Here is a 23,715-nt window from a genome sequence, read left to right on the forward strand (position 1 = left end):
ACAATACGAAACAATGAATTCTAGCAACGAAACCTTATTTTCAGAAAAGCAGCGCTTTGGTCAAAAATGGATTTGGGCAATTCTAATTGGAGCCAATTTAATATTTTTCTACGGTGTGTTTTATCAGGTCTTTGAAAGAAAATCTTTTGATGATAACTCCATGAGCAATATGCAATTGATAACGGCTTCAGTACTTATGTTTTTATTTACACTTGCATTTTTAGTACTGAAACTCGAGACCTACATTAAAAAAGATGGGATCTATGTACGTTTCTTCCCATTCCATTTAACAGTTAGAAAGTATTCGTGGGACAATATTCAAAGATTTTCTGTTAGGCAGTATGATCCTATTTCGGAATATGGAGGCTGGGGTTTTAGATTTGGATTCTTAAAAAAAGGGATGGCCTTTAATGTTTCGGGAAATAAAGGAATACAACTTGTTTTAAAGAATGGATCAAGATTGTTAATAGGCACTAATAAACCAGAAGAAGCTTCAGAAACACTTCAAAAGCTAAAGCTTGGATCTAATGTCAATTATTAAGGCCTTACTTTTTGAATATAGGTTTTGTTGGATACCTCCTGTGTCTTAAATTATTGAACACTAAAGCTACCAGAAACAAAATCATTATCCCTGACAACACCGGAGAGAGCACATACATATAACCTAACGCTTTTATCTTTTCACCTCCGATTACGGCTATCAGTGCAGTAGCTCCACCAGGAGGGTGTAATGTCTTGGTAATTTGCATCGCTACTATTGAGATTGAAACCGCTAAAGCACAGGCTAACCAGACTTCGCCAGGAAAAAATTTGGCAACTGTCACTCCAATTATTGCCGAAATCAAATGGCCTCCTATCAGGTTTCTTGGCTGTGCCAAAGGACTATTGATGATCCCATAAATAAGTACCGAAGAAGCACCAAAAGAACCTATCAGGTACAAATTATCATTAGCCACCAGGTATTTACTATTTAATAATCCAATTAAACCTATACCAACAAATGATCCAATAAAAGTAAGGATATGCTCCTTAGCATCAATTAAAGTTTCACGATACAGTACATACCTCGCCCTACGATAGTGCTTCCTAATTCTCTTTCTCGGCATTGCTCTTTAAAATATGGCGCAAAAGTAAGGTTATATCTAGCTAATTACTAGTAATCATCTTAATATCACCACTTTTTACAAACCACTAACTAAAAGTCGAACTCATATTTCACTAATCGATTTAGCTTCTAATTAGTAGCCGGCTGTAAAGCGTTGCTGAGGATGTTTAGAGCTTTCAACCTCATCAACAATAACCACAGCCAAATCCTGTACTGACAAGGTGCTCCTTCCCTCTTCACCAAATACAGGGCTATTTGCTCCTAATCGAAACTTTCCTGTGCGACCTGTAGTAATTCCAGGGTGCATCTCAATAGCCGGGCTAAAGAAACTCCATTGCAAATCTTTTTCTTGTTTCAGCGTATTTAAATAATCTCTGGCTGCAGTAGCACCTGCTTTATACGCCGCGGGAAAATCTGGTCCGTCAACTAATTGTTTTCCGTCAATTTCCAAACTACCTGCACCTCCAACAACAATTAAACGACTTACTGCTGCGGTTTTAACTGCTTTCTGTATAGCTTCAGAACCTTCAATAAAATCATTGTACAAATTGGGATTAGTCCACCCGCCATTATAGGCGCTGATTACTACCTCAGTTCCTTTTAATGTTTCTGTCAATAATGAAGTATCATTAACATCAATCCCTTTAACAGTCAACTTATCGTTTTCAATTTTGATTTTTTCAGGACTACGTACAATAGCCGTAACCTCATGTCCACGATTAAGTAATTCATTTAAAATTGCAGTTCCAACAAAACCACTTGCGCCAATCAGTGCTGTTCTCATAACCTTATTATTTTTTTAAATATTAATCTACGTTTTCGCATTGTAAACCTCTATTAGGTCCTATTTGTTTCATGATTACATAAACTTTTATTAACTAGCTTTTATTATTAGCAAGTATCGGGTTTCGAACCAGTGTACATAGGTGTAATTTTGACTAATAAACAAAAGATCATGGAAACATATAGTCAGATTGATTACAATAGAATTGCACAAGCAATAGCGTATTTAAAAGTAAATTTTAAGCAACAGCCTTCACTTGATGATGTTGCCGAACATGTTAATCTTAGTCCTTTTCATTTTCAACGCATGTTTAAAGAATGGGCCGGAGTTACACCAAAAAAATTCCTCCAGTATCTTTCAATTGAATACGCTAAAAGCATCCTTAAAGATAAACAAGCTACCTTGTTCGATGCGGCTTACGAGACAGGTCTATCGGGCACCAGTCGCCTCCACGACCTTTTTATAAACATAGAAGGAATGACTCCTGGCGAATTTAAAAATGGAGGTGAACAGCTCACTATAAATTATAGCTATGCTGAAAGTCCTTTCGGATCTCTGATTGTCGCATCTACAGGAAAAGGCATTTGCTATATGGCATTTGCAGATGATCAAAATGAAGCATTGGAAGCTTTAAAAAACAATTTCCCCAATGCCCAATATCATCAGCTATTGGATATGATACAGCAGAATGCACTTTACATATTTACTCAGGATTGGAGCAGAATAAATGAAATAAAACTTCATTTAAAAGGAACCGCTTTTCAGTTAAAGGTATGGGAAACCTTACTAAAAGTGCCAATTGGAGGTTTATCCACTTATGCTACTATTGCTGCATCTATTAATAACCCAAAGGCAAGCAGGGCTGTAGGATCTGCAGTCGGAGATAATCCGGTTGCATTTTTAATTCCATGCCACAGAGTTATCAAATCTACTGGGGAATTTGGTCAGTATCATTGGGGTAGTTCACGTAAAACGGCAATTATAGGTTGGGAAGCTGCAAAAACAACATTGGGTAAAGTTTAGCACTTCGTTGAAAGACTTCGCCAAAGATAAAATACCAAATAGCTCTCCCACCCTGGATAATTACTAAAAAACAGCTCAATTTCCTTGTGCTGTTTTTTATCTGCAATAATTTTATGATTTAACAATGAATTCAGAAGTCCCGCATCCCCATAAGGAACACATGAATGTTCTTTTAAAGATTTCATAAGTGCATAGTTAGCGGTCCAAACACCTATGCCCTTAATGTTATTCAAAGCTTTTTGTCTTGCAATAAGATCCGGCAAGGCAAGTAATTTATCTTTACTAATTTCTCCGGAAGCGAATGCTTTTGCAATATTAATCAGATACTCTGCCTTGCTTTTAGAAAACTGCATTTCCTTCAGATCATCAGGATAAAGTTCAGCTAGTACCTCGCAATTTGGAAACACATGATAATTGAACCCATTATAAGACATATAGGCTCCATACTTTTCAACCAGTCGTCTCTTTAATTTATATGCGAAAGTAAGGTTAATCTGCTGACCTATTATTGCCCAACAAATGGCTTCAAATAAATTAGGTATGCCAATTAAACGGAGCCCATTATAAGCCGTTGCCATATAAGCTAACCTTTCATCATTTTTTATTAACAGATAAAAGGACTCCATATCTTTCTCAAGATCAAACCAATCAGATACAAATTTCTTAAGCTTATTTAAATCAGGCTGCTTAAGATTGCCATCAAGTAGCTCAATCTGCAATTTATGCTCATAAAAAGCGACACTAACCAATAATTGCTGACCTTCAATTTCAACAACTTTTATAACCTGATCTGTATCTACCTTATGCATACAGTCGTCAAAATTCCTATCCAGAAACCATAAACATTCTTGAAAATCAAAATTCAAAGGGGCATCGATTGATATGATCTGCTTACTCATATCTCAAAAGTATTCATTTGTTTGAACAATAAAATCTGTTTCTTGCTCAATATAAAATTCAGGTAACCATAAAAATGGCAGGGCTATTGCAGGAAGAAAGAAGAACAATTAATGTCAATATGAAAAAATCACTCATCCTATTAACCGGCATCGCCTTGCTAGCATCTGCATGCAATAGCAGTAATACCGACAGCAAAAGTGTCGATAGTACTTCAATAACATCGGTTGATACTACGCTTACACCAGCAGTACCAGCTCAAGTAAAAATCACAGATTGTTACATTTATACCAAGAACAGAGACACCATAAAACTCAAGTTGAATACTGAAAACGAAGAATTAACTGGAGATTTAAGTTATAATCTGTTTGAGAAAGACAGTAACAAAGGCACTATTGCTGGAGAAATTAAAGGAGATACTATCCTAGCAGAATATACTTTTGATTCAGAAGGAATGCGATCAACAAGAGAGGTTGTATTTTTAAAAAGGGATGGAAAATTATATGAAGGTTTTGGTGATGTAGAAGAGAAAAGTGGCAAAACTGTATTTAAAAATAGAGCGAAGTTAAAATTTGAAGACGCAGTAGTACTTTCTTTAACAGAATGTAAATAATCTAAAAATTCTCAAAACGCTCCCAAAAACCATCAACAGGTAGCTTTGCAAAAATATTCACAGGTTCTTTCTTTACCGGATGGATAAACTGTAACCTGCGAGCATGCAAGCAAATACTTCCTTTACGGCTACCTCTAGGATAGCCATATTTATTATCACCTACAATTGGGCATCCTAATGTAGACAACTGCACTCTGATTTGATGTGATCGTCCGGTAAGTGGATCAACCTCTATTAGATAATAACCTCCCAGTTCCCCTAGCAACCTGTAACTTAATTCTGAACGCTGGCTCCCTGGCACTTCTATATTATGTGGAGTAACCACATTCTTTTGAGGATTTTTAACCAGCCAATGCACTAATGTTCCAGAAGGTTTAGCTGGTTTATTTCTAACTATAGCCCAATAAGTCTTTTTTACTTCGCGATTTTTGAATACTGCATTCATCCGCTCAAGCGCCTTACTTGTTTTAGCAAAAAGGATTACACCACTAACCGGCCTATCTAGGCGATGTACAACGCCCAGAAAGGCACTATTAGGTTTGTTATATTTTTTAGCTAGATACTTTTTTACTTGCTCGTCAAGAGGCTCATCACCTGTCTCGTCAATCTGCACAATATCACCTGCACGTTTTAATACTGCTATCAGGTGATTGTCTTCGTAAAGTATATCTTTATCGGTTACCGGCATTTAATACTGCTCCTTTTCGTTCGGGAAATCTTTTGCTTTAACATCTTTAATATATGATTGTGCTGCGTCTAATATGCCATCATACAAATTTATATATTGACGTAAAAAACGAGGCTTAAATCCTTTTGTTAAACCAATCATATCATTAACGACCAATACTTGTCCATCACAATCCGGACCAGCACCAATACCTATAGTCGGTATTTGTAAACTTTCCGAAACTATTTTAGCGAGTTTAGCGGGTATTTTCTCAAGTACAATAGCAAAACATCCTGCTTCTTGCAATGCAAGTGCATCAGTTTTTAATTTTTCTGCTTCATCTTCATCTTTCGCTCTAACAGTATAAGTACCGAACTTATAAATAGACTGTGGAGTTAATCCAAGATGTCCCATAACAGGAATTCCTGCCGTAATGATACGTGATATTGATTCAGCAACTTCAGTTCCCCCCTCAAGCTTTACACCGTGCGCACCAGATTCTTTCATGATTCTGATTGCCGAATTTAATGCTTCCTTAGAGTTACCCTGGTAGCTGCCAAAAGGCAAATCGACAACTACAAATGCACGTTTTGCACCTCTAACTACACCTTGAGCATGATAAATCATCTGATCAAGAGTTATTGGCAGAGTAGTTTCATGTCCGGCCATTACATTAGAAGCTGAATCACCAACTAATAGTACGTCCAAACCTGCATCATCAAGAATGGTCGCCATCGAATAATCGTAAGCGGTTAACATGGCTATTTTTTCTCCACTAGCCTTCATTTCCTGAAGTATATGTGTGGTTATGCGTTTAACCTCTTTGTTTACTGACATAGTTCTATCGTTTTGTAGCGACAAAATTAGTTTTTACATTCGAAATAAACACAGTTTTATCGTTTTTGTGACATTTAGTTCATGCCTTGTTCGTTTCCGTTATACTATATATAACATGAAGTATCCGTTAACTAACAGAAGTTCCTTAAAACATTCTTAAAAAAACTCTTGATTTAAATCATCAAAAACGTATCTTTGTATCCCGAAATGAGGGGGTCACTTAACAGCACATATGTTAATTACAATAACGGCATCAAAGCCGTACTAGAACCATCATTTTCTCCTTTTTTAATCCCAATAATTTCTCTTAATAATTACCATGACTAATTACACCAAGTTACCTGCAATCTTGTTACTGGCTGACGGCACAGTTTACCACGGTAAAGCCGCTGGAAAAATAGGCACAACAACAGGCGAAATCTGTTTTAATACAGGTATGACAGGATATCAGGAAATTTTCACTGATCCCTCTTATTTCGCTCAGATTATGGTAACCACCAATGCACATATTGGAAATTATGGTATCCACAAAGATGAAACTGAATCGGAAAACATAAAAATCGCTGGTTTAGTTTGCAAAAATTACAATATCGGTTTTAGCCGTAAAGAAGCTTCTGAATCTATACAGGATTATTTTCAGAATGAAAACATCGTAGGTATTTCTGACATCGATACGCGTGCTTTGGTTCGTCACATCAGAAATAAAGGAGCAATGAATGCAATCATCTCTTCAGAAATCACTGACCTTGATGAATTAAAAAGCAAATTAGCTGAAGTACCTTCAATGGATGGTTTAGAATTATCTTCTAAAGTTTCCACAAAAACTCCCTACTTCTATGGTTCTCCGGAGGCTACTTACAAAATAGCAGCTTTAGATTTAGGAATTAAAAAGAATATACTACGTAACTTCGACGCAAGAGATATTTACGTTCAGGTTTTCCCTGCCAAAACCACTTTTGAGGAAATGGATAAATGGGGTGCTGACGGTTATTTCATCTCTAATGGCCCTGGTGATCCATCAGCAATGCCTTATGCGATCGAAACCGTAACTAAAATATTAGCAGCCGACAAACCTCTTTTCGGAATTTGCTTAGGCCATCAATTGCTTGCAGAAGCAAATGGCATAGGCACAATGAAAATGTTTAACGGTCACAGAGGTTTAAATCACCCGGTTAAAAACATCATTAAAAATCACTGCGAAGTAACATCACAGAACCATGGTTTTGGTGTAATCCCTGAAGATGTTAGAAAATCTGACAAAGTAGAGATCACTCACATCAATTTAAATGATCAATCTATTGAAGGTATCCGCGTGAAAGGCAAAAAAGCATTCTCAGTACAGTATCACCCTGAGTCTTCTCCAGGCCCACATGATTCACGTTACCTTTTTGACGATTTCATAGATATGATCAAAGGCGAATTAGCCTGGTAATATTTACCGGTTCAAAACTATCATTTTACCGACATTTTAGAAGGTTTAGCAGAATAGCGTTTTCTATTCCTCTAAACCTTCTTACATTTATAACATGGATAAAACGAATGCCATTATCAGTGTAAAAGAACTGGTAAAAAAGTATGACGATTTCACTGCTGTGCAAGGTATCAGCTTTGAAGTTTATGAGAATGAGATATTTGGCCTTCTGGGGCCTAACGGTGCAGGAAAAACAACTACACTTGAAATTATCGAAACGCTTCGCGAAAAGACTTCAGGCGAAATCATAGTTGATGGTTACTCTGTTGACAAAGATGCAAGTAAAATCAAAAGGATTATTGGAGTACAATTACAGGCCGCTGGCTACTACCCTAACCTCAATCTGATTGAGTTAATGGAGCTGTTCGCAGGACTTTATGGCGTAGACATAAAACCTATGGAGATGCTTGAAAAGGTAAATCTTCAGGATAAAGCAAAAGCTAAGTACAAAGCCCTGTCTGGTGGTCAGAAGCAACGTTTCTCTATTGCCACTACACTTATCAACTCTCCTAAAATCATTTTCCTTGATGAGCCTACTACAGGATTGGATCCTCAGGCACGTCGTAATTTATGGGATTTAATTATCGATATCAGAAATAATGGCACAACTGTAGTGATCACAACCCACTATATGGATGAGGCAGAACAACTTTGTGATCGTGTTGCTTTTGTTGAACGTGGTGAAATCATTGCATTAGATACACCAGACAACTTGATAGACAACCTTATAAATAGTGGTTTTGAACGCCAAAAAGAAGTTAAAAAAGCTAACCTGGAAGATGTTTTCATTAACCTGACAGGGAAAGAATGGCGTGAGGATAATTAACAAAGAACATGAGCAAACCTTATAATAATACCAAAGCTACGTTGGCCCTTGCAAAAGCAAGTTTTCGTTCCATTATGCGTAGCCCTTCGGCAGTTGTTTTTACACTTGCCTTCCCTTTAATCTTCATTCTTGTTTTTGGCTTTTTAGGAGGTGGTGGTGTAAAGGTTGATTTGGCTATTGCGCCAGGTTCTGACCTTCAAAACCCGATTATTAATGCAATTGAGCAAATCAATGTCATACATATCGTTAAAGACAAAGATGCTGATGAAATAAAGGCGGAACTTGAAAAGGGGCACATAGCTGCTGTAATCAACGTTAAAAAAAATACTTCCGGTACGCCAGCCTATCTTGCCAACGTTCAATATACCTCAGCGTCTATTGATAAAGGGAGCATCCTTAAGTCTGTACTGGCCAACCTAATGTATACTTTAAATTCAAAAGACATTAAACCTACCGTAGCTCAGTTAAACGAAAGCACTGTTCAAGGTAGAATTTACCGTACCATAGACTTCATTTTACCGGGACAGCTGGGTTTCTCTTTATTAAGCACAGGAGTATTTGGAACAGCATTTGTATTTTTTAGTTTAAGACAAACCCTGGTTATCAAACGCTTCTTTGCTACCCCTGTAAGCAGAGCGAGTATTGTTTTTGGCGAAGGCATTGCAAGAATAGGTTTTGCACTTTGTGGAGCCGTATTTATTATTCTTATTGGGCATTTCTTTTTCCATTTCACCTTAATACATGGCGTGATCACGGTACTAAATATGCTTTTACTTGCCATCATTGGGCTTGTAGTATTTATGGGCTTTGGCTTTATCGTATCCGGAATAGCAAAAAGTGAAAGTACTATCCCTCCTATTTCAAATATCATTACGTTACCCCAGTTCTTATTATCGGGCACGTTTTTTTCTATCGATGCATTTCCGTCATGGCTTCAACCAATAAGTCGTGCATTGCCCTTAACATACCTTAACGATGCCATGAGAAAGGTAGCTTTTGAAGGTGCTGGCTTATGGGATGTGAAACATCAAATCCTGATTATGGCTATCTGGGGAATCGGAGTCTATATCGTTGCTGTTAAGGTATTTAAGTGGGAGTAAACTACTAATACCTCTGCTTTTTTTCTAGGAAAAATGAATATTTGTTTTTAAATTTCATAATAAAAAAAACAAATATTCTACCATTAATTTAACAACCGGGTAGTGATAAAAAATCAATGTCGCTGCCTAAACTAAATTAAACTCCTATGAAAAAACTAGCAGCAGAATTTATCGGTACATTTTGGCTTGTTCTAGGCGGCTGCGGCAGCGCGGTTTTAGCCTGTAATTATCCAAGTGCAGGCATTGGCTTTGCCGGTGTAGCACTCGCCTTCGGACTAACAGTAGTGACTATTGCTTATGCTCTCGGCCACATATCCGGAGCCCACCTAAACCCCGCAGTTTCAATCGGCCTTTGGGTTGGTGGACGCTTTGACGGAAAAGATCTTATCCCATATATTATTTCACAAGTATTAGGAGGCATCGTAGCCGCTGGAGTACTTTACATCATCGCTACCGGAAATGGAAATCCTATTGGAGGCTTTGCCGCAAATGGATACGGAGACCTCTCTCCGGGAAAATACAACATGACTGCAGCGCTGGTTACAGAAATAGTAATGACCTTCATTTTTTTAATCATAATATTAGGTGCAACTGATGAAAGGGCTCCAAAGGGATTTGCAGGTTTGGCAATTGGTCTTGGATTAACACTAATTCACCTAATTAGTATCCCTGTAACGAATACTTCAGTTAATCCGGCAAGAAGTACCAGTCAGGCCATTTTTGTTGGCGGTGAAGCTTTGAGTCAACTTTGGTTATTTTGGGTTGCACCCATTGTTGGTGCCATTTTAGCCGGAATTGTATACAAAGCTGTTTTTGCTGCGAAGTCAGAAAGTGCATAAACTTAACTAACTACAAAACAACTCGATAACAACAAAACCATTAAATAATCAATATTCAAAAAGTCGTAATTAAATTAATTACGACTTTTTTGCGTTTAATTTTTAACTTTGGATATCGCCTTAGTAATTGTAACTTTTACACTAAGGGTTATTTACAAATAAAAACCAATAAAAATGAGTTTAATAATTGATGTTCGTGCGCGGCAAATACTTGACTCCCGCGGCAATCCTACAATCGAAGTAGATGTAATTACAGAAAATGGTATCCTTGGTCGTGCAGCAGTACCATCAGGAGCTTCTACTGGTATGCATGAAGCTGTGGAGTTAAGAGATGGTGATAAAAAAGTTTACTTAGGTAAAGGTGTTTTAAAAGCCGTTGCTAACGTGAATGATAAAATTGCTGATGAATTAAAAGGTGTTGATGTATTTGAACAAAATGCTATCGACAGCTTAATGATCAAGCTTGACGGAACAGAAAATAAAGGAAATCTTGGTGCTAACGCTATCTTAGGTGTTTCTTTAGCTGTTGCTAAAGCTGCAGCTCAAGAAAGCCGTCAGCCTTTATACCGTTATATCGGCGGTGTTAATGCTAACATTTTACCTATTCCGATGATGAACATCGTAAATGGTGGTTCTCACTCTGATGCTCCTATTGCTTTTCAAGAATTTATGATCATGCCAGTTGGCGCGTCTTCATTCTCTGAAGCATTAAGATGGGGAACAGAAGTATTCCATAACTTAAAAGCTATTTTACATGATAGAGGTCTTTCAACAGCTGTAGGTGACGAAGGTGGATTTGCTCCAACTTTTGCAGGTACTGAAGATGCAGTTGAGACTATCATCCAAGCTATCGAAAAAGCAGGCTACAAAGCTGGCGAGCAAATCTTCTTAGCATTTGACTGTGCTGCTTCTGAGTTCTACAAAGATGGTAAATACGACTATACTAAATTTGAAGGTGATAAAGGTGCTATCCGCACAAGCGCTGAACAGGCTGATTACCTTGCATCTTTAACTGAAAAATATCCAATTATCTCTATTGAAGATGGTATGGATGAAAATGATTGGGATGGTTGGAAAATGTTAACTGATAAAATCGGTGACAAAGTTCAACTTGTAGGTGATGATTTGTTTGTTACCAATGTAACTCGTTTACAAGCAGGTATCGACAAAAACACTGCTAACTCTATCTTGGTTAAAGTAAACCAAATTGGTTCATTAACTGAAACTATCAATGCAGTTTCTTTAGCACAAACTAATGGTTATACCTCAGTAATGAGTCATAGAAGTGGTGAGACTGAAGATACTACTATTGCGGATCTTGCAGTAGCATTAAACTGTGGTCAGATTAAAACCGGTTCAGCTTCACGTTCAGACAGGATTGCAAAATACAATCAATTGCTGCGTATTGAAGAAGAATTAGGTGATGCAGCACGTTTTATTGGTAAAGACTTCAAATTCTTAAAGAAGTAAGAAATACTTATCCTAAGTTTACGATAGGATAAATACGCTAATAACAAAAATCCCCGATGCCTAAAAGCTTCGGGGATTTTTGTACTGATCAATTTCCAGGCTCATACAGCATTAAGTCTTCTATTATAGTTGAAATCTTTTCGTACGGATATTTATGTGTAAGAAAATAATGTCCGGCATTAACATCTGCATCCCATAAATTAGATCCATCTTTATTTACTATAAATTTACCAGGGCCATTAACATAAAAATATTTTTCAGGCTTTCTGATTGCGCATAAAACTGCTGTTTGATCCCATGAGGGTCTATTAGCCGGCTTATTTTTGTCATAAGTAGCCAGATTATACTGATAAGCCCATGCAGCAGGGTTTTTACTAATATTTCTCTTTGCCAATTTGCTACCGGTATGTATTTTATCTCCTATTTCAAAGCCGCTCAATAATAATGGTTTCGGCCATCTACTAAAAGCTTCATAAGCTGCTTCCTTATGCTCATTTACATTAAATTCTACCCCATTTGGTATCATTCCCGCCATTGCAACCCAATTTTTCACTTTCTTTTTTACAAGATCCATTCCCGAAAGACTGGAAAATTGATCCGGCTTAGAGTTAAGCAAGTCCATGATATTTGATAAGAAACCAACGGTCACTATGGTTACGCTATTATCATCCTGCTTTGCCAATACTTTCCTATAAACTTCCAAAGCGCTAGGATAATTAGCAATCTGTTTATTTTTAAGGAAGTGTGTAACCAATGAATCGTTCCAATTGTTGGGAGATATAAAACCTGGGGCCTTTACGGAAGCAATACCTATAGGAATATTAGGTTTCCTAAAATATTGGTTAAAAACCTCAATAGTAGGAGCAACAGAAGGATGGCTATCAGATGAGACTGTTGCTAGAATTTCGCATTCACCTTTAGCAGCTAATGCATGCAAAACAGTTATTGCACCTACATCATCAAAATCCGGCCCCATATCAGTATCGAAAATAACTTTGACTCTCTTATCTGGTTTCCCATGTTTAACAGACCAGCCAGACGATGTAAGAACAATTAGTATCAATAATGAGTAAAAAATAGTTTTCATTTGTTTGCGTTTAATTTAGGGCGACGTTTTATCGTTTCTTTACAAGCTATATACAATATCTGATCTTTACACTAATTAACTCTTATTGAAACATATAATTTACTTTCATTTAGATCTAATATGTTGATAAGTGGAGAATACTCATTTGATTAAAAGCCAAAGCTTTTAAATCTTCGTGTCTTATTTTATATCTTTGTCAATATGAATCGCCTGCTAGAACTTTTACGCAACAAATACTTCCTTAGTGTAATGGCATTCGTGGTATGGATGTTATTTTTCGATAAGAATGATGTAGTAGCTCAATACGAATACAGATCACAGGTAAATAAACTTCAGGAAGAAAAGGATTTCTATGTAAAAGAAATTGCCAAAGTTAAAAAAGACCTTAACGAGCTAAATACCGACCTAAATACTGCAGAAAAATTTGCCAGAGAAAAGTACTTCATGAAAAAAGACAATGAAGATGTTTTTGTCATTATCCAGGAAGCTCCTAAAAATTAATAGCCAAACCTAGGTAACGTCAGCTTATACCTTACTACTACTATTCTTAAGGTAAAAATAAATGCAATCACCGCAACCTTTGCCAGATCTTCTTTTAAATTAAAATACAGAAGAGTGAAGTACAATGTACCCCCCATAATACAGGCAGTAGCATAAATTTCTTTTCTGAATATTATCGGAATAGTATTCAATAGTGTATCCCTTATAATACCACCAAAACATCCTGTAATGGTTCCAAGTGCAATGCAAATACCCGGGCTCAATCCGAAAACTATGCCTTTCTGAATACCTAGCATAGTAAACAAGCCAAGACCTAAAGAGTCAAACAGGAAAAGAGTCACTTTAAATTTCTTAATGTGAGTTTTAAAAAAGATGGTAGCAATTGAGGTAAGTAAAATCAGCAAGCAGTAGTTTACATCCCTCATCCATGCAACAGGTGTATCGCCTAGTAAAAGGTCACGAACAGTACCTCCACCAATTGAAGTTACAAAAGCGATAATGAGTACCCCAAAAGGATCTAATCTTCTCTGCATGGCCGCAAAAGAGCCAGATATCGCAAAAGAAATGGTTCCCAGGATCTCAATGGCATCCATAGTGTTTATTTGCATACTTCAGGACTTAAATTTCTCCGTTTCTTTTTCTTAAAAACCATTCAAGAGTAAGCAATGTAACTATCAGTGCAAACACCCATTTAAAGTTAATCAATTCCTCATATTTACGATCCTCATAACTCAAAGTCTTTATCTGGTCATTAGTACTTATGTCATTTAAAATATGAGATAAATTCTGTGGCATATACATTTTACCGCCCGTTTGAACCGACATAGTATTTAGCAACTGGTGATTAGCAATGGTTTGCTGATATTCTGCAACTAGTGCATTTACATAAAAAAGTCCTTGCGCAGTATGCTTTTTATTCCCTAAGGTGGTGGTTGCAGTATAAGTATAATTTCCGGCAGGCAACATTCCTGCATCAAGCTGATAAGCAGTCTCAGTTCTCGAAAACAAGAAATTATACGCTTTTCCTTCTTCATTTTTGATCTGAATACTTACATCAGGTGTATTTACCGAAACGTAGCTATCATTATAAAGAACCGCATTGATCAACACATTTTCATTTTCATCAAATGTGTTTTTGGCAGTATAAACTTTAAATTTACGTTTGTCGTCCTTTACAGCAAGGTATTGAACTGCGTTTGATATCAAAGTATTAAAAACATCTGTCTTTTGCTCGTTCTGGGCTTCTGCCAACTTCCAACGCCATATCCCCTCACCTATCAAATACCCTGTCTTCTTGCCATCAGCATTCATAAAAAACAACTGTGGAGATTCAGTCTTGATCTTACCTATTCGCTGTTTTAAAGCTACCTGCGCTGTACCATTTATTTTTATTTCACCAAATGGCGCTTGGAGAGGATCAAATCCCTCCATCTGCTTATCTAATGATGCATTCATTTCGAATGTAGTAAATCCAGTATTTACAACCCCAAAAGCTTCCTGTATGGTATTATTACTCCCATTAAAGTTAACCGTATTCTGCATCTTATTAAAAGCATACAAATTACTTTGAGCACCTAAAATGTACCACAATGGCACATTACTCTGTTGAAGTTTATTAATAAAAACTCCTCCATCATTTTGAAGAGCAGGCAACTGATACAAGATAATTAAGCTATAATCATTAGGATTAATTGCATTTAAGTCATCACCCAAGGCAACCTTTAGATCGTAATGCTTATTTAAGGTAATCGCCTGTTTTAATGCTGCAATATCAGGATGCGGGGCAGCTGAGGCGAGTAATATCTTTTGCTTTGCATCAATTACTTCTATAAAAATGTTTTGAGCATTATTACGCTCTGATATTTCATCTTTTAGTGGATTTAACTGAATAGTATATTTTTGAAGACCAAGCTTAGTAGCTTTTAGCTTAATTGTTATGTTCTTTACAAAAGGGTTCGAATTAATCTGAAGCTCTTCATCGTAAATCTTTTTGCCACCTTCAGTAACTGAAATTCTGGATTGTTCCCCTTTACTTTCAAAAGCTTGCACCTGAACCTCTAGTGTAAATTCATTATCAAGATAAACCAAACTATTGTGGTTTACATTGGCAATCACTAAGTCCTTCTTTGGAATTGTATCTCCCAGTGCAATGGTATAAACCGGAGCTTTCAACTTGTTTAAATCATAAAGCGGGCTGCCACCACGATTAAAAATACCATCTGTAGCTAAAATAACTGAGCCAACATTACGGTTCAGCAATTCATCATTTAATTGACTAATGAATTTTGAAGCGTTACTTAACTGGCCTTTATTTTTAAAGTCGTACCCTGATTTAATGCTATCACTAAAATTGTAAATCTTAACTTCATATTTTTCCAACAACTTATCCGCCAAATCCTGCATCTCCTTTTCATATTGTTGTTTATTGAACCCTTTAGGTTCAATCGCTCCAACAGACAAAGAATTGTCTTGCCCAATAATAATTACCGGTTTTTCGAGATCATACGAGATACTCCTTACCAACGGAAAGAACAACAGTGAGGCTATTATGGTTACTACAATAGTGCGTATTGCAAATAGTCCATACCGTAGCCTTTTATCTAAGTGCTCCGTTTTACGGTACAATAACCAGGCAAAAAGAGCCCCTGCAAGCAAGCACCCCAGTAAAGCCAATAAAGTGTATAAGCTAAAAGAATCGTTCATACGTGTTTGGGTAAAGATGCTAAATTTTAAAATGCGCGCACAATTTTATATAAGTTTGTTTATAGTAAAACATTATGTCAATTCCTACACTTGCCCAATCTAGCTTTAAAACGCAGCAATTAACATTTGAACGTGTTAGAGAGGCTTATGATGTAAAGTGGGAAAACTTGCAAAAAGAACTCGCTAAGGAGCAGATAACAGGGAAATTCATTTTGTATATAGCTGCTTACAAAGCAGAGAGGAGATTAGAAATTTGGTTAAAGCAAAGTACTCAAAAGCAATACAAACTGTTTAAAGTATATCCATTTTGTACATTATCAGGAGTATTGGGACCTAAATTAAAGGAGGGAGATTTACAAACTCCGGAGGGATTTTATCACATTGCAGCATTTAATCCTAAAAGCAATTTCCACTTATCTTTAGGAATAAATTATCCCAACAGTGTTGACCTGTTGAGGAGTGCAAATGAAAAGCCCGGCAACCACATTTACATTCATGGCAATTGTGTAACAGTGGGCTGCATTCCATTAACAGATGAAAAAATAAAAGAGGTTTACATATTAGCAGTGGAGGCAAGAAACTCAGGGCAAAATGAGATTCCTGTTCATATTTTCCCATTCAAAATCACAGATGCCAATCTAAATAAACATCTCTCAGCGTTCCCTCAGTATAAGGCTTTCTGGACAAACCTTCAACAAGGATATGCTTATTTTAAAAAGTACAGACAAGTACCTGATGTAACAGAGCTTATGAACACATATCAATTTAAATAAAAAAAGGTATCAGAAAATCCTGATACCCTTTACAAATATTTATAGTTAGCTTACAACATTCCGCCGCAAACAGACAACACTTGTCCGGTTACGTAAGCACTCATATCAGATGCAAGGAATACACATGCATTTGCTACATCATCAGTCTCGCCTGCTCTTTTCAAAGGAATACCATCTTCCCAACCTTGTACTACTTTAGGGTCTAATACATCTGTCATTTCAGTACGGATAAATCCTGGAGCAATAACATTGGTACGGATATTACGTGATCCTAACTCTTTAGCCAATGACTTAGAGAAGCCAATGATACCTGCTTTAGATGCAGCATAGTTAGCCTGACCCGCATTTCCTTGAACACCTACTACTGAACTCATATTAATGATAGATCCTTTACGTGCTTTCATCATCACTTTAGATGCAGCTTTAGACACGTTAAATACAGACTTAAGGTTAACATTAATTACCTCATCCCAGTTCTCCTCGCTCATGCGCATCAATAAACCGTCTTTAGTGATACCAGCATTGTTTACTACGATATCTAATGCACCGAAGTCAGCAACAATATCACTAATCAATTTCTCTGCTTCATCAAATTTAGAAGCATCAGAACGATATCCTTTAACCTTAGTACCAAAACTTTGCAATTCTTGCTCTAAAGCCTCTCCCTTTTCTACTGATGATAAATAAGTAAAAGCTACATTAGCACCATGCTCTGCAAACTTTTCCGCTATTTTGCGGCCAATTCCTTTGGATGCACCCGTAACAAGTGCTGTTTTTCCTTCTAATAACTTCATCTGTATTTCTTGTTTGGTTATATTCAATTAATTTATGTCGATTATAAAAGCGATTAAATAGATGGTTCCTGCTGACTAAGGCAATGGAAACTACCCAATCCCCAAATAATATCTGTAGAATCTATTCCTACAACTTCTCTATCAGGGAAAACACCTCTTATGATCTCCAACGCTTTCTCATCATTTACATCTCTAAAAGTTGGTACAATTACCGCAGCATTTGCAATGTAAAAATTAGCGTATGAAGCTGGTAGTCTTGTGTCTTCGTGGATCACTGGAGAAGGCATTGGCAATTTCACGATATTTAAAGGTTTCCCGCTTAATAATCGCATGGCCTTTAGCGCTTCTAAATTCTCTTGTAACAGCAGATAATTTTCATCCAGAGGATTACTCTCCACAACTGTTAAAACGGTATCCTCGTTAACGAAACGAGTAATGTCGTCGATATGACCATCGGTATCATCACCAACTATCCCGTCACCTAACCACAATACTTGATCTGCACCATAAAATTCTTTTAGGTATTGCTCAATCTGTTCCTTATTTAAATGAGGATTTCTGTTCTCATTTAATAAGCATGCTGTAGTTGTAAGGATTGTGCCTGCACCATTAAACTCAACAGATCCACCCTCCATCACAATATCAGGATGGTAAACAGGTAAGTTAAAATGCTCAGCTATTTTGGTTGGAATTACATCATCAAGATCATAAGGAGGATATTTATCTCCCCATGCATTATATCCCCAGTCTACTATGGCTCTTTTTCCCGTTTCCTTGTTTAACAAAAAAGCAGGGCCATGATCTCGGCACCAGGCATCATTACTTGGATTAAAATAAAACTCTATCTGACTTAAATCAGCACCAACCTTTTCCAATTCAGAAATAGCAAAAGCCTTAGTTTCTTCATCGTTAATGTTAATTCTAACCTTTTCACCGGTTGCTACAATTTTAATAAACTGGCAATACGGTTCAAATATAGTTTCTAGTTTTCCTGGCCATGAAGCCTCTTTATGCGGCCAGCTTAACCAGGTTGCGTCATGTTTTACCCATTCGGCAGGAAAAGCGTATCCAGTCTTTTTAGGACTATTATTAAATATTACTTCGTTAAATGATGACATTTCTAAATCTTAATCTTCGTCAATAAATCTTTTAGTGATCGGCTGATAAGAGTCTATTCTACGATCTCTTAAGAAAGGCCAATGTTTACGGAAGAAATCAGACTCAGATAAATCTAATTCTACTACTTTAGTTTCTTCATTTTCATGTGAACCCAAATAAAGCAATCTGCCCTGAGCATTTGTTGCGAAACTTCCACCCCAGAATTTCATAGCTCCATTTTGTTCAAGTCCAACACGGTTTACACTCACTACAGGCACTCCATTAGCAATAGCGTGAGAACGCTGAATGGTCTGCCATGCATTATACTGATCTTTATTTGTTTCTTCATCCTGATCTGTAGCCCAACCTATAGCAGTTGGATAAAACATAATCTCAGCACCCATCAAAGCTGTAATACGTGATGCTTCAGGGTACCACTGATCCCAGCAGATCAATATGCCGATTTTGGCAAATTTTGTCTGAAAAACCTTATAACCTAAATCACCCGGAGTGAAGTAAAACTTCTCATAAAAAGCAGGATCATCAGGAATGTGCATTTTACGATACTTGCCAAGATAAGTTCCATCAGCATCTAAAACAGCTGTTGTATTGTGATACAAGCCTGCTGTACGCTTTTCGAATAAAGAAGCAATAATTACCACGCCCAACTCTTTAGCGATAACTTGTAAAGCATCTGTGGAAGGACCGGGAATAGCCTCAGCCAAATTGAAGTTGTCATAATCTTCAACATCACAAAAGTATAGGGAAGTAAAAAGCTCTTGCAAACACACAATTTGTGCACCTTTTGCTGCTGCTTCCCTGATTTTTAAAATTGCTTTATCTAAATTTTCTTGCTTATTATTGGTACAGCTCATCTGCACCAACCCAACTTGTACTTTTGCCATTCTTTGTTAACAAATAATTTGACGCAAAGTTAGCCAAAAAAATAGATTTTATGAAGCCATGGCGTCTCTGTACTCTTGCTGAAGTTCAAATAAGCATTTAGCACACAAACACCCATCATGCAGTTCACTAATGTACTGCATCTCATTTAAATCAAGCTGTACAACACTGCACTGGCATTTAGTGTATGAGTTAGCCTTACACTCTATTGGTGTTCCACAACGCTCGCAGGGTATGATTTCGTGTTTAGCCATTAGCTACAAAGATACAAGATCAGAAACTAATGATAGTTAATCCCTCCTTAAAAATGACAAAGCCCTTATATCAATGTATTATACTCTGACTAAGGCATTTTTACAGCATATAAATAACCATCTGCGCTACCAAAATAGATTATGCCATTAGCAATGATTGGCGATGATACAATAGACCCAAGTTTATAAAATTTATCCATTACTTCGATTCCTGTTTGAGAAAGTGCAGGATTACTTTTTCCTGCTGAATGAACAAAGTCAAGCTTACCCTCTCTATCCAAAACTTCTTCTTTATATTTCAGTCTCGATGTCGTTTCAAATTCACCCTCAATTTTTCCATGCTCAGCATTAACGGAATAGATTTTCCCACTAAAATCTCCAAAATAGATATTGTTACCGTTTACCAAAGGTGATGAAAAATTGTATCCTGAAGTTTTAATACTATATTTTTCCTTTCCGGTTAAGATGTTTAATGCGATGAATAAATAGGAATCTGAAGTAGTTAGATAAACTGTTTCATTTTTAACCGCTGCTGAAGCAACTATCCACGAGCCTTTTCCATCATACTTCCAATTTAATTCACCTGTTTCAGCATCTAAACAATAAAAGAAACCATCGCGTGAACCAACAAATAGCTTACCACCATAAACAACAGCCGAAGCCTGTATACCTTCCATTAGGTGAACTTTATCATCTTCCCCCGTCTTGTACTTCCATACTAACTTACCTGTCTTTTGGTCTAGGGCATAGATATATGTGTCCCAACTTCCAATATATAATTTACCATTATTTAGAACCGGAGACGCTCTAATAATCCCATTGGTTTTAAATTTCCATATCAATTCACCATCCGCTGCATTCAATGCATATATGTAACCATCACTACTGCCAAAATAAACAATAGGAACTTTACTTTTCATGTCTACTACCGGCGAAGACCTAATAAGGTCATACTGATCTTCCATATACAAATCTGAGGGCTGCATGCCCCATAGGCCCCTTGCTCCCATCCTTTTCTCTCCGTTTGTTGCAAACTTCCATTTTATCTTTCCATTGTTTACATCAAGCGCATACAAATGCCCATCAAAGCTTCCTACATAGACTGTATTTTTAAATACTACTGGAGATGAGTTAACTGAGCCATCAGTTTTATATGCCCATGCTTTCCTTCCGGTTTTAATATTAACAGCATAAATAACAGAATCATTACCACCTATAAACACCTTGTTACTGGAAACAGTTGGAGAAGAGAAAAACTTACCGTTACTTTTAAACTTCCACTTAAGCACGCCAATTTTTGGCTGAGCAGGATTTTGAGCATAAGCGCTAATCTGACTAAAGGAAATGCAAAAGAAAACTATTGAGAAAAGAGCCTTCATTATATTTTAAGTTAATCTTAAATTTATAAAATTAAACACAAAAAAAGGAGTAAGAAAAATCTTACTCCTTAAATATATTTAACCTGTTATTTTAAGATCAGATAAAAGGCAATTGATTAACCTGAACAGCTAATGCAACCTTCTTCCATTGAGCAAACCGGGCCTTCAACAATTTCTTCAGCACTTTGTTCAATATGCTCAGGAATTACCGGCTCCATGTTTTTACCTGCCTGATTCTCTACTGTGAATTTAACAGCCTGAGAAGCAGCTTGAGTACGCAGATAATACATACCAGTTTTTAATCCTTTTTTCCAAGCATAGAAATGCATTGAAGTTAATTTAGAAGTGTTTGGAGCATTAATGAACAAGTTTAGAGATTGAGACTGACAGATGTAAGCACCTCTATCGGCAGCCATATCAATAATACTACGCATTTTAATTTCCCAAACGGTTTTGTATAATTCTTTGATATAATCAGGAATCTCAGCAATATCCTGAACAGAGCCATTCGCTAAAATAATTCTGTCTTTCATTGCCGGTGTCCACAAACCTAAGGCAACAAGATCTTTCAACAAGTGTTTATTTACTACCACAAACTCACCGCTTAACACCCTTCTGGTGTAGATATTAGAAGTATATGGTTCGAAACATTCGTTGTTACCCAAAATCTGTGAAGTAGAAGCCGTAGGCATTGGAGCAACAAGTAATGAATTGTAAACACCATCTTTAACTACTTTTTCACGTAAAGTTTCCCAATCCCATCTGCCGCTATCTGGTTTCACATTCCAAAGATCGAACTGGAATTTACCTTCTGATAAAGGAGAACCTTTAAAGGTTTGGTAAGGACCATTTTTAACCGCAAGGTCATGAGAAGCAGTCATTGCAGCAAAGTAAATTGTTTCAAAGATTTCTTTGTTCAATTCACGTGCACCTTCACTTTCGAAAGGTAAACGCATTAAAATAAATGCATCAGCTAAACCTTGTACACCTAAACCAATTGGTCGGTGGCGCATATTAGAGTTTTTAGCTTCTTCTACAGGATAATAGTTATAATCGATGATTTTATTCAGGTTTAAAGTAGCCTGATAAGTAACATCATATAATTTTTGGTGATCAAATTCACCGTTGATTACATATCTAGGTAAAGCTAAAGATGCAAGGTTACAAACTGCAACTTCATCTTTAGAAGTATATTCAATAATCTCTGTACAAAGGTTAGAGCTTTTGATGGTACCCAAGTTTTGTTGATTAGATTTGCTATTTGCAGCATCTTTATACAACAAGTAAGGAGTTCCGGTTTCAATTTGCGAATCAAGGATGGCAAACCACAATTCCTGAGCTTTGATGGTTTTACGTGCTCTTCCTTCTTTTTCGTAACGCTCATATAAAGCATCAAATTCTGCTCCAAAGCAATCAGCTAAACCTGGTGCTTCATGCGGACAGAATAAGCTCCAGTCGCCGTTTTCTTCTACACGTCTCATAAACAAATCGCAAACCCAAAGGGCATAGAATAAATCACGTGCACGTAATTCTTCTTTTCCATGGTTTTTACGCAAGTCTAAGAAACTGAATACATCAGCATGCCAAGGCTCTAAATAAATTGCAAAGGCACCTTTACGTTTACCTCCACCTTGATCTACGTAACGAGCGGTATCATTAAATACCTTTAGCATTGGTACAATACCATTACTTGTTCCGTTAGTACCACCAATGTAAGAACCTGTAGCGCGAATGTTATGGATACTTAAACCAATACCACCTGCACTTTGAGAGATTTTGGCAGTTTGTTTTAATGTATCGTAAATACCTTCAATGCTATCATCCTGCATGGTTAACAAGAAACATGACGACATTTGAGGTTTAGGAGTAGCGGCATTAAATAACGTAGGTGTAGCATGTGTAAACCAACGCTCACTCATCAAGTTATAAGTCGCGATTGCGCTTTCGATATCTCCTTTATGAATACCAACAGACACACGCATAAATAAATGCTGAGGACGCTCAACAATTTGTCCGTCAACTTTTAATAAATAAGATTTCTCAAGAGTTTTGAAACCGAAATAATCAAACCCAAAATCTCTATCGTATATAATTGTGCTGTCAAGTGTGTCAGCATTTTCTTTTATTACTTCCCAAACATCATCAGCTATAAGAGAGGCGGATTTACCTGTTTTAGAATCAATATAATTATACAGCATCTCCATAGTTTTGGAGAAAGATTTAGTTGTATTCTTATGAAGGTTAGATACTGCAATACGTGAAGCAAGTAAAGCGTAATCTGGGTGTTTGGTAGTTAAAGAGGCTGCGGTTTCAGCTGCAAGGTTATCCAATTCAGAAGTTGTAACCCCATCATATAAACCTTCAATCACCTTCTTGGCTACATCTATCGGATCTACAAGTTCAGCATTAAAACCATAGCATAACTTTTCAATACGGGCAGTTATTTTGTCAAACCTTACCGCTTCTTTGCGGCCATCTCTTTTTATTACAAACATATTTTTCAGGTATTTATGGTGCATATTGAGCTTGTGATGAGCAAACCCAGCATAGGCACCTAATTAATTATTTATTTATATTCCTTATCGCCTAAC

At 36.8% G+C, this 23,715-nt stretch carries 24 protein-coding genes; 10 read left to right on the plus strand and 14 right to left on the minus strand.

Features of this window, described 5'->3' with window-relative positions:
* Positions 1–13 precede the first annotated feature (13 nt).
* Positions 14–541 (plus strand): DUF6141 family protein, encoded by a 528-nt coding sequence (locus HQN83_RS14355; RefSeq protein ID WP_173091028.1) that lies wholly within the window; start codon positions 14–16, stop codon positions 539–541.
* A 4-nt stretch (positions 542–545) separates the two neighbouring features.
* Here the strand turns inward: HQN83_RS14355 and HQN83_RS14360 are convergent, their stop codons facing one another.
* Entirely contained in the window at positions 546–1,106 is a 561-nt protein-coding gene (locus tag HQN83_RS14360) for an HPP family protein (RefSeq protein WP_173091029.1), read from the minus strand.
* 132 nt (positions 1,107–1,238) lie between these two features.
* Positions 1,239–1,889 carry an NAD(P)-dependent oxidoreductase gene (locus tag HQN83_RS14365; protein ID WP_173091030.1) on the minus strand — a complete coding sequence of 217 codons (651 nt, stop codon included), beginning with the start codon at positions 1,887–1,889 and terminating at the stop codon, positions 1,239–1,241.
* Between the two features lie 171 nt (positions 1,890–2,060).
* On the opposite strand from HQN83_RS14365, the gene HQN83_RS14370 reads away from it, so the two are divergent.
* A complete protein-coding gene (locus tag HQN83_RS14370) occupies positions 2,061–2,912 on the plus strand; it encodes a bifunctional helix-turn-helix domain-containing protein/methylated-DNA--[protein]-cysteine S-methyltransferase (RefSeq protein WP_173091031.1) in 852 nt (283 codons plus the stop codon).
* Here the strand turns inward: HQN83_RS14370 and HQN83_RS14375 are convergent.
* Entirely contained in the window at positions 2,909–3,811 is a 903-nt protein-coding gene (locus HQN83_RS14375; protein WP_173091032.1) for a DNA-3-methyladenine glycosylase family protein, read from the minus strand. The genes HQN83_RS14370 and HQN83_RS14375 overlap by 4 nt on opposite strands.
* A 119-nt stretch (positions 3,812–3,930) precedes the next feature.
* On the opposite strand from HQN83_RS14375, the gene HQN83_RS14380 reads away from it, so the two are divergent.
* Complete coding sequence (locus HQN83_RS14380; RefSeq protein ID WP_173091033.1) at positions 3,931–4,422, plus strand: putative periplasmic lipoprotein; 492 nt, start codon at positions 3,931–3,933, stop codon at positions 4,420–4,422.
* A 1-nt stretch (position 4,423) separates the two neighbouring features.
* On the opposite strand, the gene HQN83_RS14385 is transcribed toward HQN83_RS14380, so the two are convergent.
* Positions 4,424–5,110 carry an RluA family pseudouridine synthase gene (locus HQN83_RS14385; RefSeq protein ID WP_173091034.1) on the minus strand — a complete coding sequence of 229 codons (687 nt, stop codon included), beginning with the start codon at positions 5,108–5,110 and terminating at the stop codon, positions 4,424–4,426.
* Positions 5,111–5,926 carry a 3-methyl-2-oxobutanoate hydroxymethyltransferase gene (panB, locus tag HQN83_RS14390; protein ID WP_173091035.1) on the minus strand — a complete coding sequence of 272 codons (816 nt, stop codon included), beginning with the start codon at positions 5,924–5,926 and terminating at the stop codon, positions 5,111–5,113.
* Between the two features lie 319 nt (positions 5,927–6,245).
* On the opposite strand from panB, the gene carA reads away from it, so the two are divergent.
* The 5 genes from carA to eno all read left to right on the plus strand — a co-directional run bounded on the left by carA (position 6,246) and on the right by eno (position 11,632).
* Positions 6,246–7,358 carry a glutamine-hydrolyzing carbamoyl-phosphate synthase small subunit gene (gene carA / locus HQN83_RS14395; protein WP_173091036.1) on the plus strand — a complete coding sequence of 371 codons (1,113 nt, stop codon included), beginning with the start codon at positions 6,246–6,248 and terminating at the stop codon, positions 7,356–7,358.
* Positions 7,359–7,452: 94 nt separating this feature from the next.
* A complete protein-coding gene (locus tag HQN83_RS14400) occupies positions 7,453–8,223 on the plus strand; it encodes an ABC transporter ATP-binding protein (protein ID WP_173091037.1) in 771 nt (256 codons plus the stop codon).
* A gap of 8 nt (positions 8,224–8,231) precedes the next feature.
* A complete protein-coding gene (locus HQN83_RS14405; RefSeq protein WP_173091038.1) occupies positions 8,232–9,323 on the plus strand; it encodes an ABC transporter permease in 1,092 nt (363 codons plus the stop codon).
* A gap of 146 nt (positions 9,324–9,469) precedes the next feature.
* Positions 9,470–10,162: an aquaporin Z gene (gene aqpZ / locus HQN83_RS14410; protein WP_173091039.1), complete on the plus strand. Its 693-nt coding sequence runs from the start codon at positions 9,470–9,472 to the stop codon at positions 10,160–10,162.
* 174 nt (positions 10,163–10,336) lie between these two features.
* Positions 10,337–11,632: a phosphopyruvate hydratase gene (gene eno / locus HQN83_RS14415; protein ID WP_108205208.1), complete on the plus strand. Its 1,296-nt coding sequence runs from the start codon at positions 10,337–10,339 to the stop codon at positions 11,630–11,632.
* A gap of 88 nt (positions 11,633–11,720) precedes the next feature.
* Here eno and HQN83_RS14420 read toward each other — a convergent pair whose 3' ends face one another.
* Positions 11,721–12,719 carry a nucleoside hydrolase gene (locus HQN83_RS14420; RefSeq protein ID WP_173091040.1) on the minus strand — a complete coding sequence of 333 codons (999 nt, stop codon included), beginning with the start codon at positions 12,717–12,719 and terminating at the stop codon, positions 11,721–11,723.
* A gap of 201 nt (positions 12,720–12,920) precedes the next feature.
* Here HQN83_RS14420 and HQN83_RS14425 point away from each other — a divergent pair, with 201 nt between their 5' ends.
* Positions 12,921–13,220, plus strand: a complete 300-nt coding sequence (locus HQN83_RS14425; protein WP_173091041.1) for an FtsB family cell division protein — start codon at positions 12,921–12,923, stop codon at positions 13,218–13,220.
* Here the strand turns inward: HQN83_RS14425 and HQN83_RS14430 are convergent.
* On the minus strand, positions 13,217–13,828 hold the full coding sequence (locus tag HQN83_RS14430) for a trimeric intracellular cation channel family protein (protein WP_173091042.1): 612 nt from the start codon (positions 13,826–13,828) through the stop codon (positions 13,217–13,219). The genes HQN83_RS14425 and HQN83_RS14430 overlap by 4 nt on opposite strands.
* Before the next feature lie 10 nt (positions 13,829–13,838).
* Positions 13,839–15,923, minus strand: coding sequence for a hypothetical protein (locus HQN83_RS14435; protein WP_173091043.1), 2,085 nt, complete (start codon positions 15,921–15,923; stop codon positions 13,839–13,841).
* Positions 15,924–15,997: 74 nt separating this feature from the next.
* Between HQN83_RS14435 and HQN83_RS14440 the strand changes: the two genes are divergently transcribed.
* Positions 15,998–16,696 (plus strand): L,D-transpeptidase family protein, encoded by a 699-nt coding sequence (locus tag HQN83_RS14440; RefSeq protein ID WP_173091044.1) that lies wholly within the window; start codon positions 15,998–16,000, stop codon positions 16,694–16,696.
* A 50-nt stretch (positions 16,697–16,746) separates the two neighbouring features.
* On the opposite strand, the gene fabG is transcribed toward HQN83_RS14440, so the two are convergent.
* From fabG to HQN83_RS14470, 6 genes are all read right to left on the minus strand, one after another.
* A complete protein-coding gene (gene fabG, locus HQN83_RS14445; RefSeq protein WP_173091045.1) occupies positions 16,747–17,490 on the minus strand; it encodes a 3-oxoacyl-[acyl-carrier-protein] reductase in 744 nt (247 codons plus the stop codon).
* 53 nt (positions 17,491–17,543) lie between these two features.
* Positions 17,544–18,608, minus strand: coding sequence for an agmatine deiminase family protein (locus tag HQN83_RS14450; protein WP_173091046.1), 1,065 nt, complete (start codon positions 18,606–18,608; stop codon positions 17,544–17,546).
* Positions 18,609–18,617: 9 nt separating this feature from the next.
* Positions 18,618–19,493 (minus strand): carbon-nitrogen hydrolase, encoded by an 876-nt coding sequence (locus HQN83_RS14455; protein ID WP_173091047.1) that lies wholly within the window; start codon positions 19,491–19,493, stop codon positions 18,618–18,620.
* A gap of 48 nt (positions 19,494–19,541) precedes the next feature.
* Positions 19,542–19,745, minus strand: a complete 204-nt coding sequence (locus HQN83_RS14460; RefSeq protein ID WP_173091048.1) for a cysteine-rich CWC family protein — start codon at positions 19,743–19,745, stop codon at positions 19,542–19,544.
* A gap of 89 nt (positions 19,746–19,834) precedes the next feature.
* Positions 19,835–21,124, minus strand: a complete 1,290-nt coding sequence (locus tag HQN83_RS14465; protein ID WP_173091049.1) for a beta-alanine-activating enzyme beta-propeller domain-containing protein — start codon at positions 21,122–21,124, stop codon at positions 19,835–19,837.
* A 116-nt stretch (positions 21,125–21,240) separates the two neighbouring features.
* Complete coding sequence (locus tag HQN83_RS14470; protein WP_173091050.1) at positions 21,241–23,619, minus strand: ribonucleoside-diphosphate reductase subunit alpha; 2,379 nt, start codon at positions 23,617–23,619, stop codon at positions 21,241–21,243.
* Between the last annotated feature and the right edge of the window lie 96 nt (positions 23,620–23,715).

Source organism: Pedobacter foliorum, assembly GCF_013266735.1.
Classification (GTDB): Bacteria; Bacteroidota; Bacteroidia; order Sphingobacteriales; family Sphingobacteriaceae; genus Pedobacter; species Pedobacter foliorum.

What these genes read in the sequence shown, in the direction of transcription:
- HQN83_RS14355 (WP_173091028.1), top strand. Translation starts at nt 14, where the DNA reads ATGAATTCTAGCAACGAAACCTTATTTTCAGAAAAGCAGCGCTTTGGT.
- HQN83_RS14360 (WP_173091029.1), bottom strand. Translation starts at nt 1,106, where the DNA reads ATGCCGAGAAAGAGAATTAGGAAGCACTATCGTAGGGCGAGGTATGTA.
- HQN83_RS14365 (WP_173091030.1), bottom strand. Translation starts at nt 1,889, where the DNA reads ATGAGAACAGCACTGATTGGCGCAAGTGGTTTTGTTGGAACTGCAATT.
- HQN83_RS14370 (WP_173091031.1), top strand. Translation starts at nt 2,061, where the DNA reads ATGGAAACATATAGTCAGATTGATTACAATAGAATTGCACAAGCAATA.
- HQN83_RS14375 (WP_173091032.1), bottom strand. Translation starts at nt 3,811, where the DNA reads ATGAGTAAGCAGATCATATCAATCGATGCCCCTTTGAATTTTGATTTT.
- HQN83_RS14380 (WP_173091033.1), top strand. Translation starts at nt 3,931, where the DNA reads ATGAAAAAATCACTCATCCTATTAACCGGCATCGCCTTGCTAGCATCT.
- HQN83_RS14385 (WP_173091034.1), bottom strand. Translation starts at nt 5,110, where the DNA reads ATGCCGGTAACCGATAAAGATATACTTTACGAAGACAATCACCTGATA.
- panB (WP_173091035.1), bottom strand. Translation starts at nt 5,926, where the DNA reads ATGTCAGTAAACAAAGAGGTTAAACGCATAACCACACATATACTTCAG.
- carA (WP_173091036.1), top strand. Translation starts at nt 6,246, where the DNA reads ATGACTAATTACACCAAGTTACCTGCAATCTTGTTACTGGCTGACGGC.
- HQN83_RS14400 (WP_173091037.1), top strand. Translation starts at nt 7,453, where the DNA reads ATGGATAAAACGAATGCCATTATCAGTGTAAAAGAACTGGTAAAAAAG.
- HQN83_RS14405 (WP_173091038.1), top strand. Translation starts at nt 8,232, where the DNA reads ATGAGCAAACCTTATAATAATACCAAAGCTACGTTGGCCCTTGCAAAA.
- aqpZ (WP_173091039.1), top strand. Translation starts at nt 9,470, where the DNA reads ATGAAAAAACTAGCAGCAGAATTTATCGGTACATTTTGGCTTGTTCTA.
- eno (WP_108205208.1), top strand. Translation starts at nt 10,337, where the DNA reads ATGAGTTTAATAATTGATGTTCGTGCGCGGCAAATACTTGACTCCCGC.
- HQN83_RS14420 (WP_173091040.1), bottom strand. Translation starts at nt 12,719, where the DNA reads ATGAAAACTATTTTTTACTCATTATTGATACTAATTGTTCTTACATCG.
- HQN83_RS14425 (WP_173091041.1), top strand. Translation starts at nt 12,921, where the DNA reads ATGAATCGCCTGCTAGAACTTTTACGCAACAAATACTTCCTTAGTGTA.
- HQN83_RS14430 (WP_173091042.1), bottom strand. Translation starts at nt 13,828, where the DNA reads ATGCAAATAAACACTATGGATGCCATTGAGATCCTGGGAACCATTTCT.
- HQN83_RS14435 (WP_173091043.1), bottom strand. Translation starts at nt 15,923, where the DNA reads ATGAACGATTCTTTTAGCTTATACACTTTATTGGCTTTACTGGGGTGC.
- HQN83_RS14440 (WP_173091044.1), top strand. Translation starts at nt 15,998, where the DNA reads ATGTCAATTCCTACACTTGCCCAATCTAGCTTTAAAACGCAGCAATTA.
- fabG (WP_173091045.1), bottom strand. Translation starts at nt 17,490, where the DNA reads ATGAAGTTATTAGAAGGAAAAACAGCACTTGTTACGGGTGCATCCAAA.
- HQN83_RS14450 (WP_173091046.1), bottom strand. Translation starts at nt 18,608, where the DNA reads ATGTCATCATTTAACGAAGTAATATTTAATAATAGTCCTAAAAAGACT.
- HQN83_RS14455 (WP_173091047.1), bottom strand. Translation starts at nt 19,493, where the DNA reads ATGGCAAAAGTACAAGTTGGGTTGGTGCAGATGAGCTGTACCAATAAT.
- HQN83_RS14460 (WP_173091048.1), bottom strand. Translation starts at nt 19,745, where the DNA reads ATGGCTAAACACGAAATCATACCCTGCGAGCGTTGTGGAACACCAATA.
- HQN83_RS14465 (WP_173091049.1), bottom strand. Translation starts at nt 21,124, where the DNA reads ATGAAGGCTCTTTTCTCAATAGTTTTCTTTTGCATTTCCTTTAGTCAG.
- HQN83_RS14470 (WP_173091050.1), bottom strand. Translation starts at nt 23,619, where the DNA reads ATGTTTGTAATAAAAAGAGATGGCCGCAAAGAAGCGGTAAGGTTTGAC.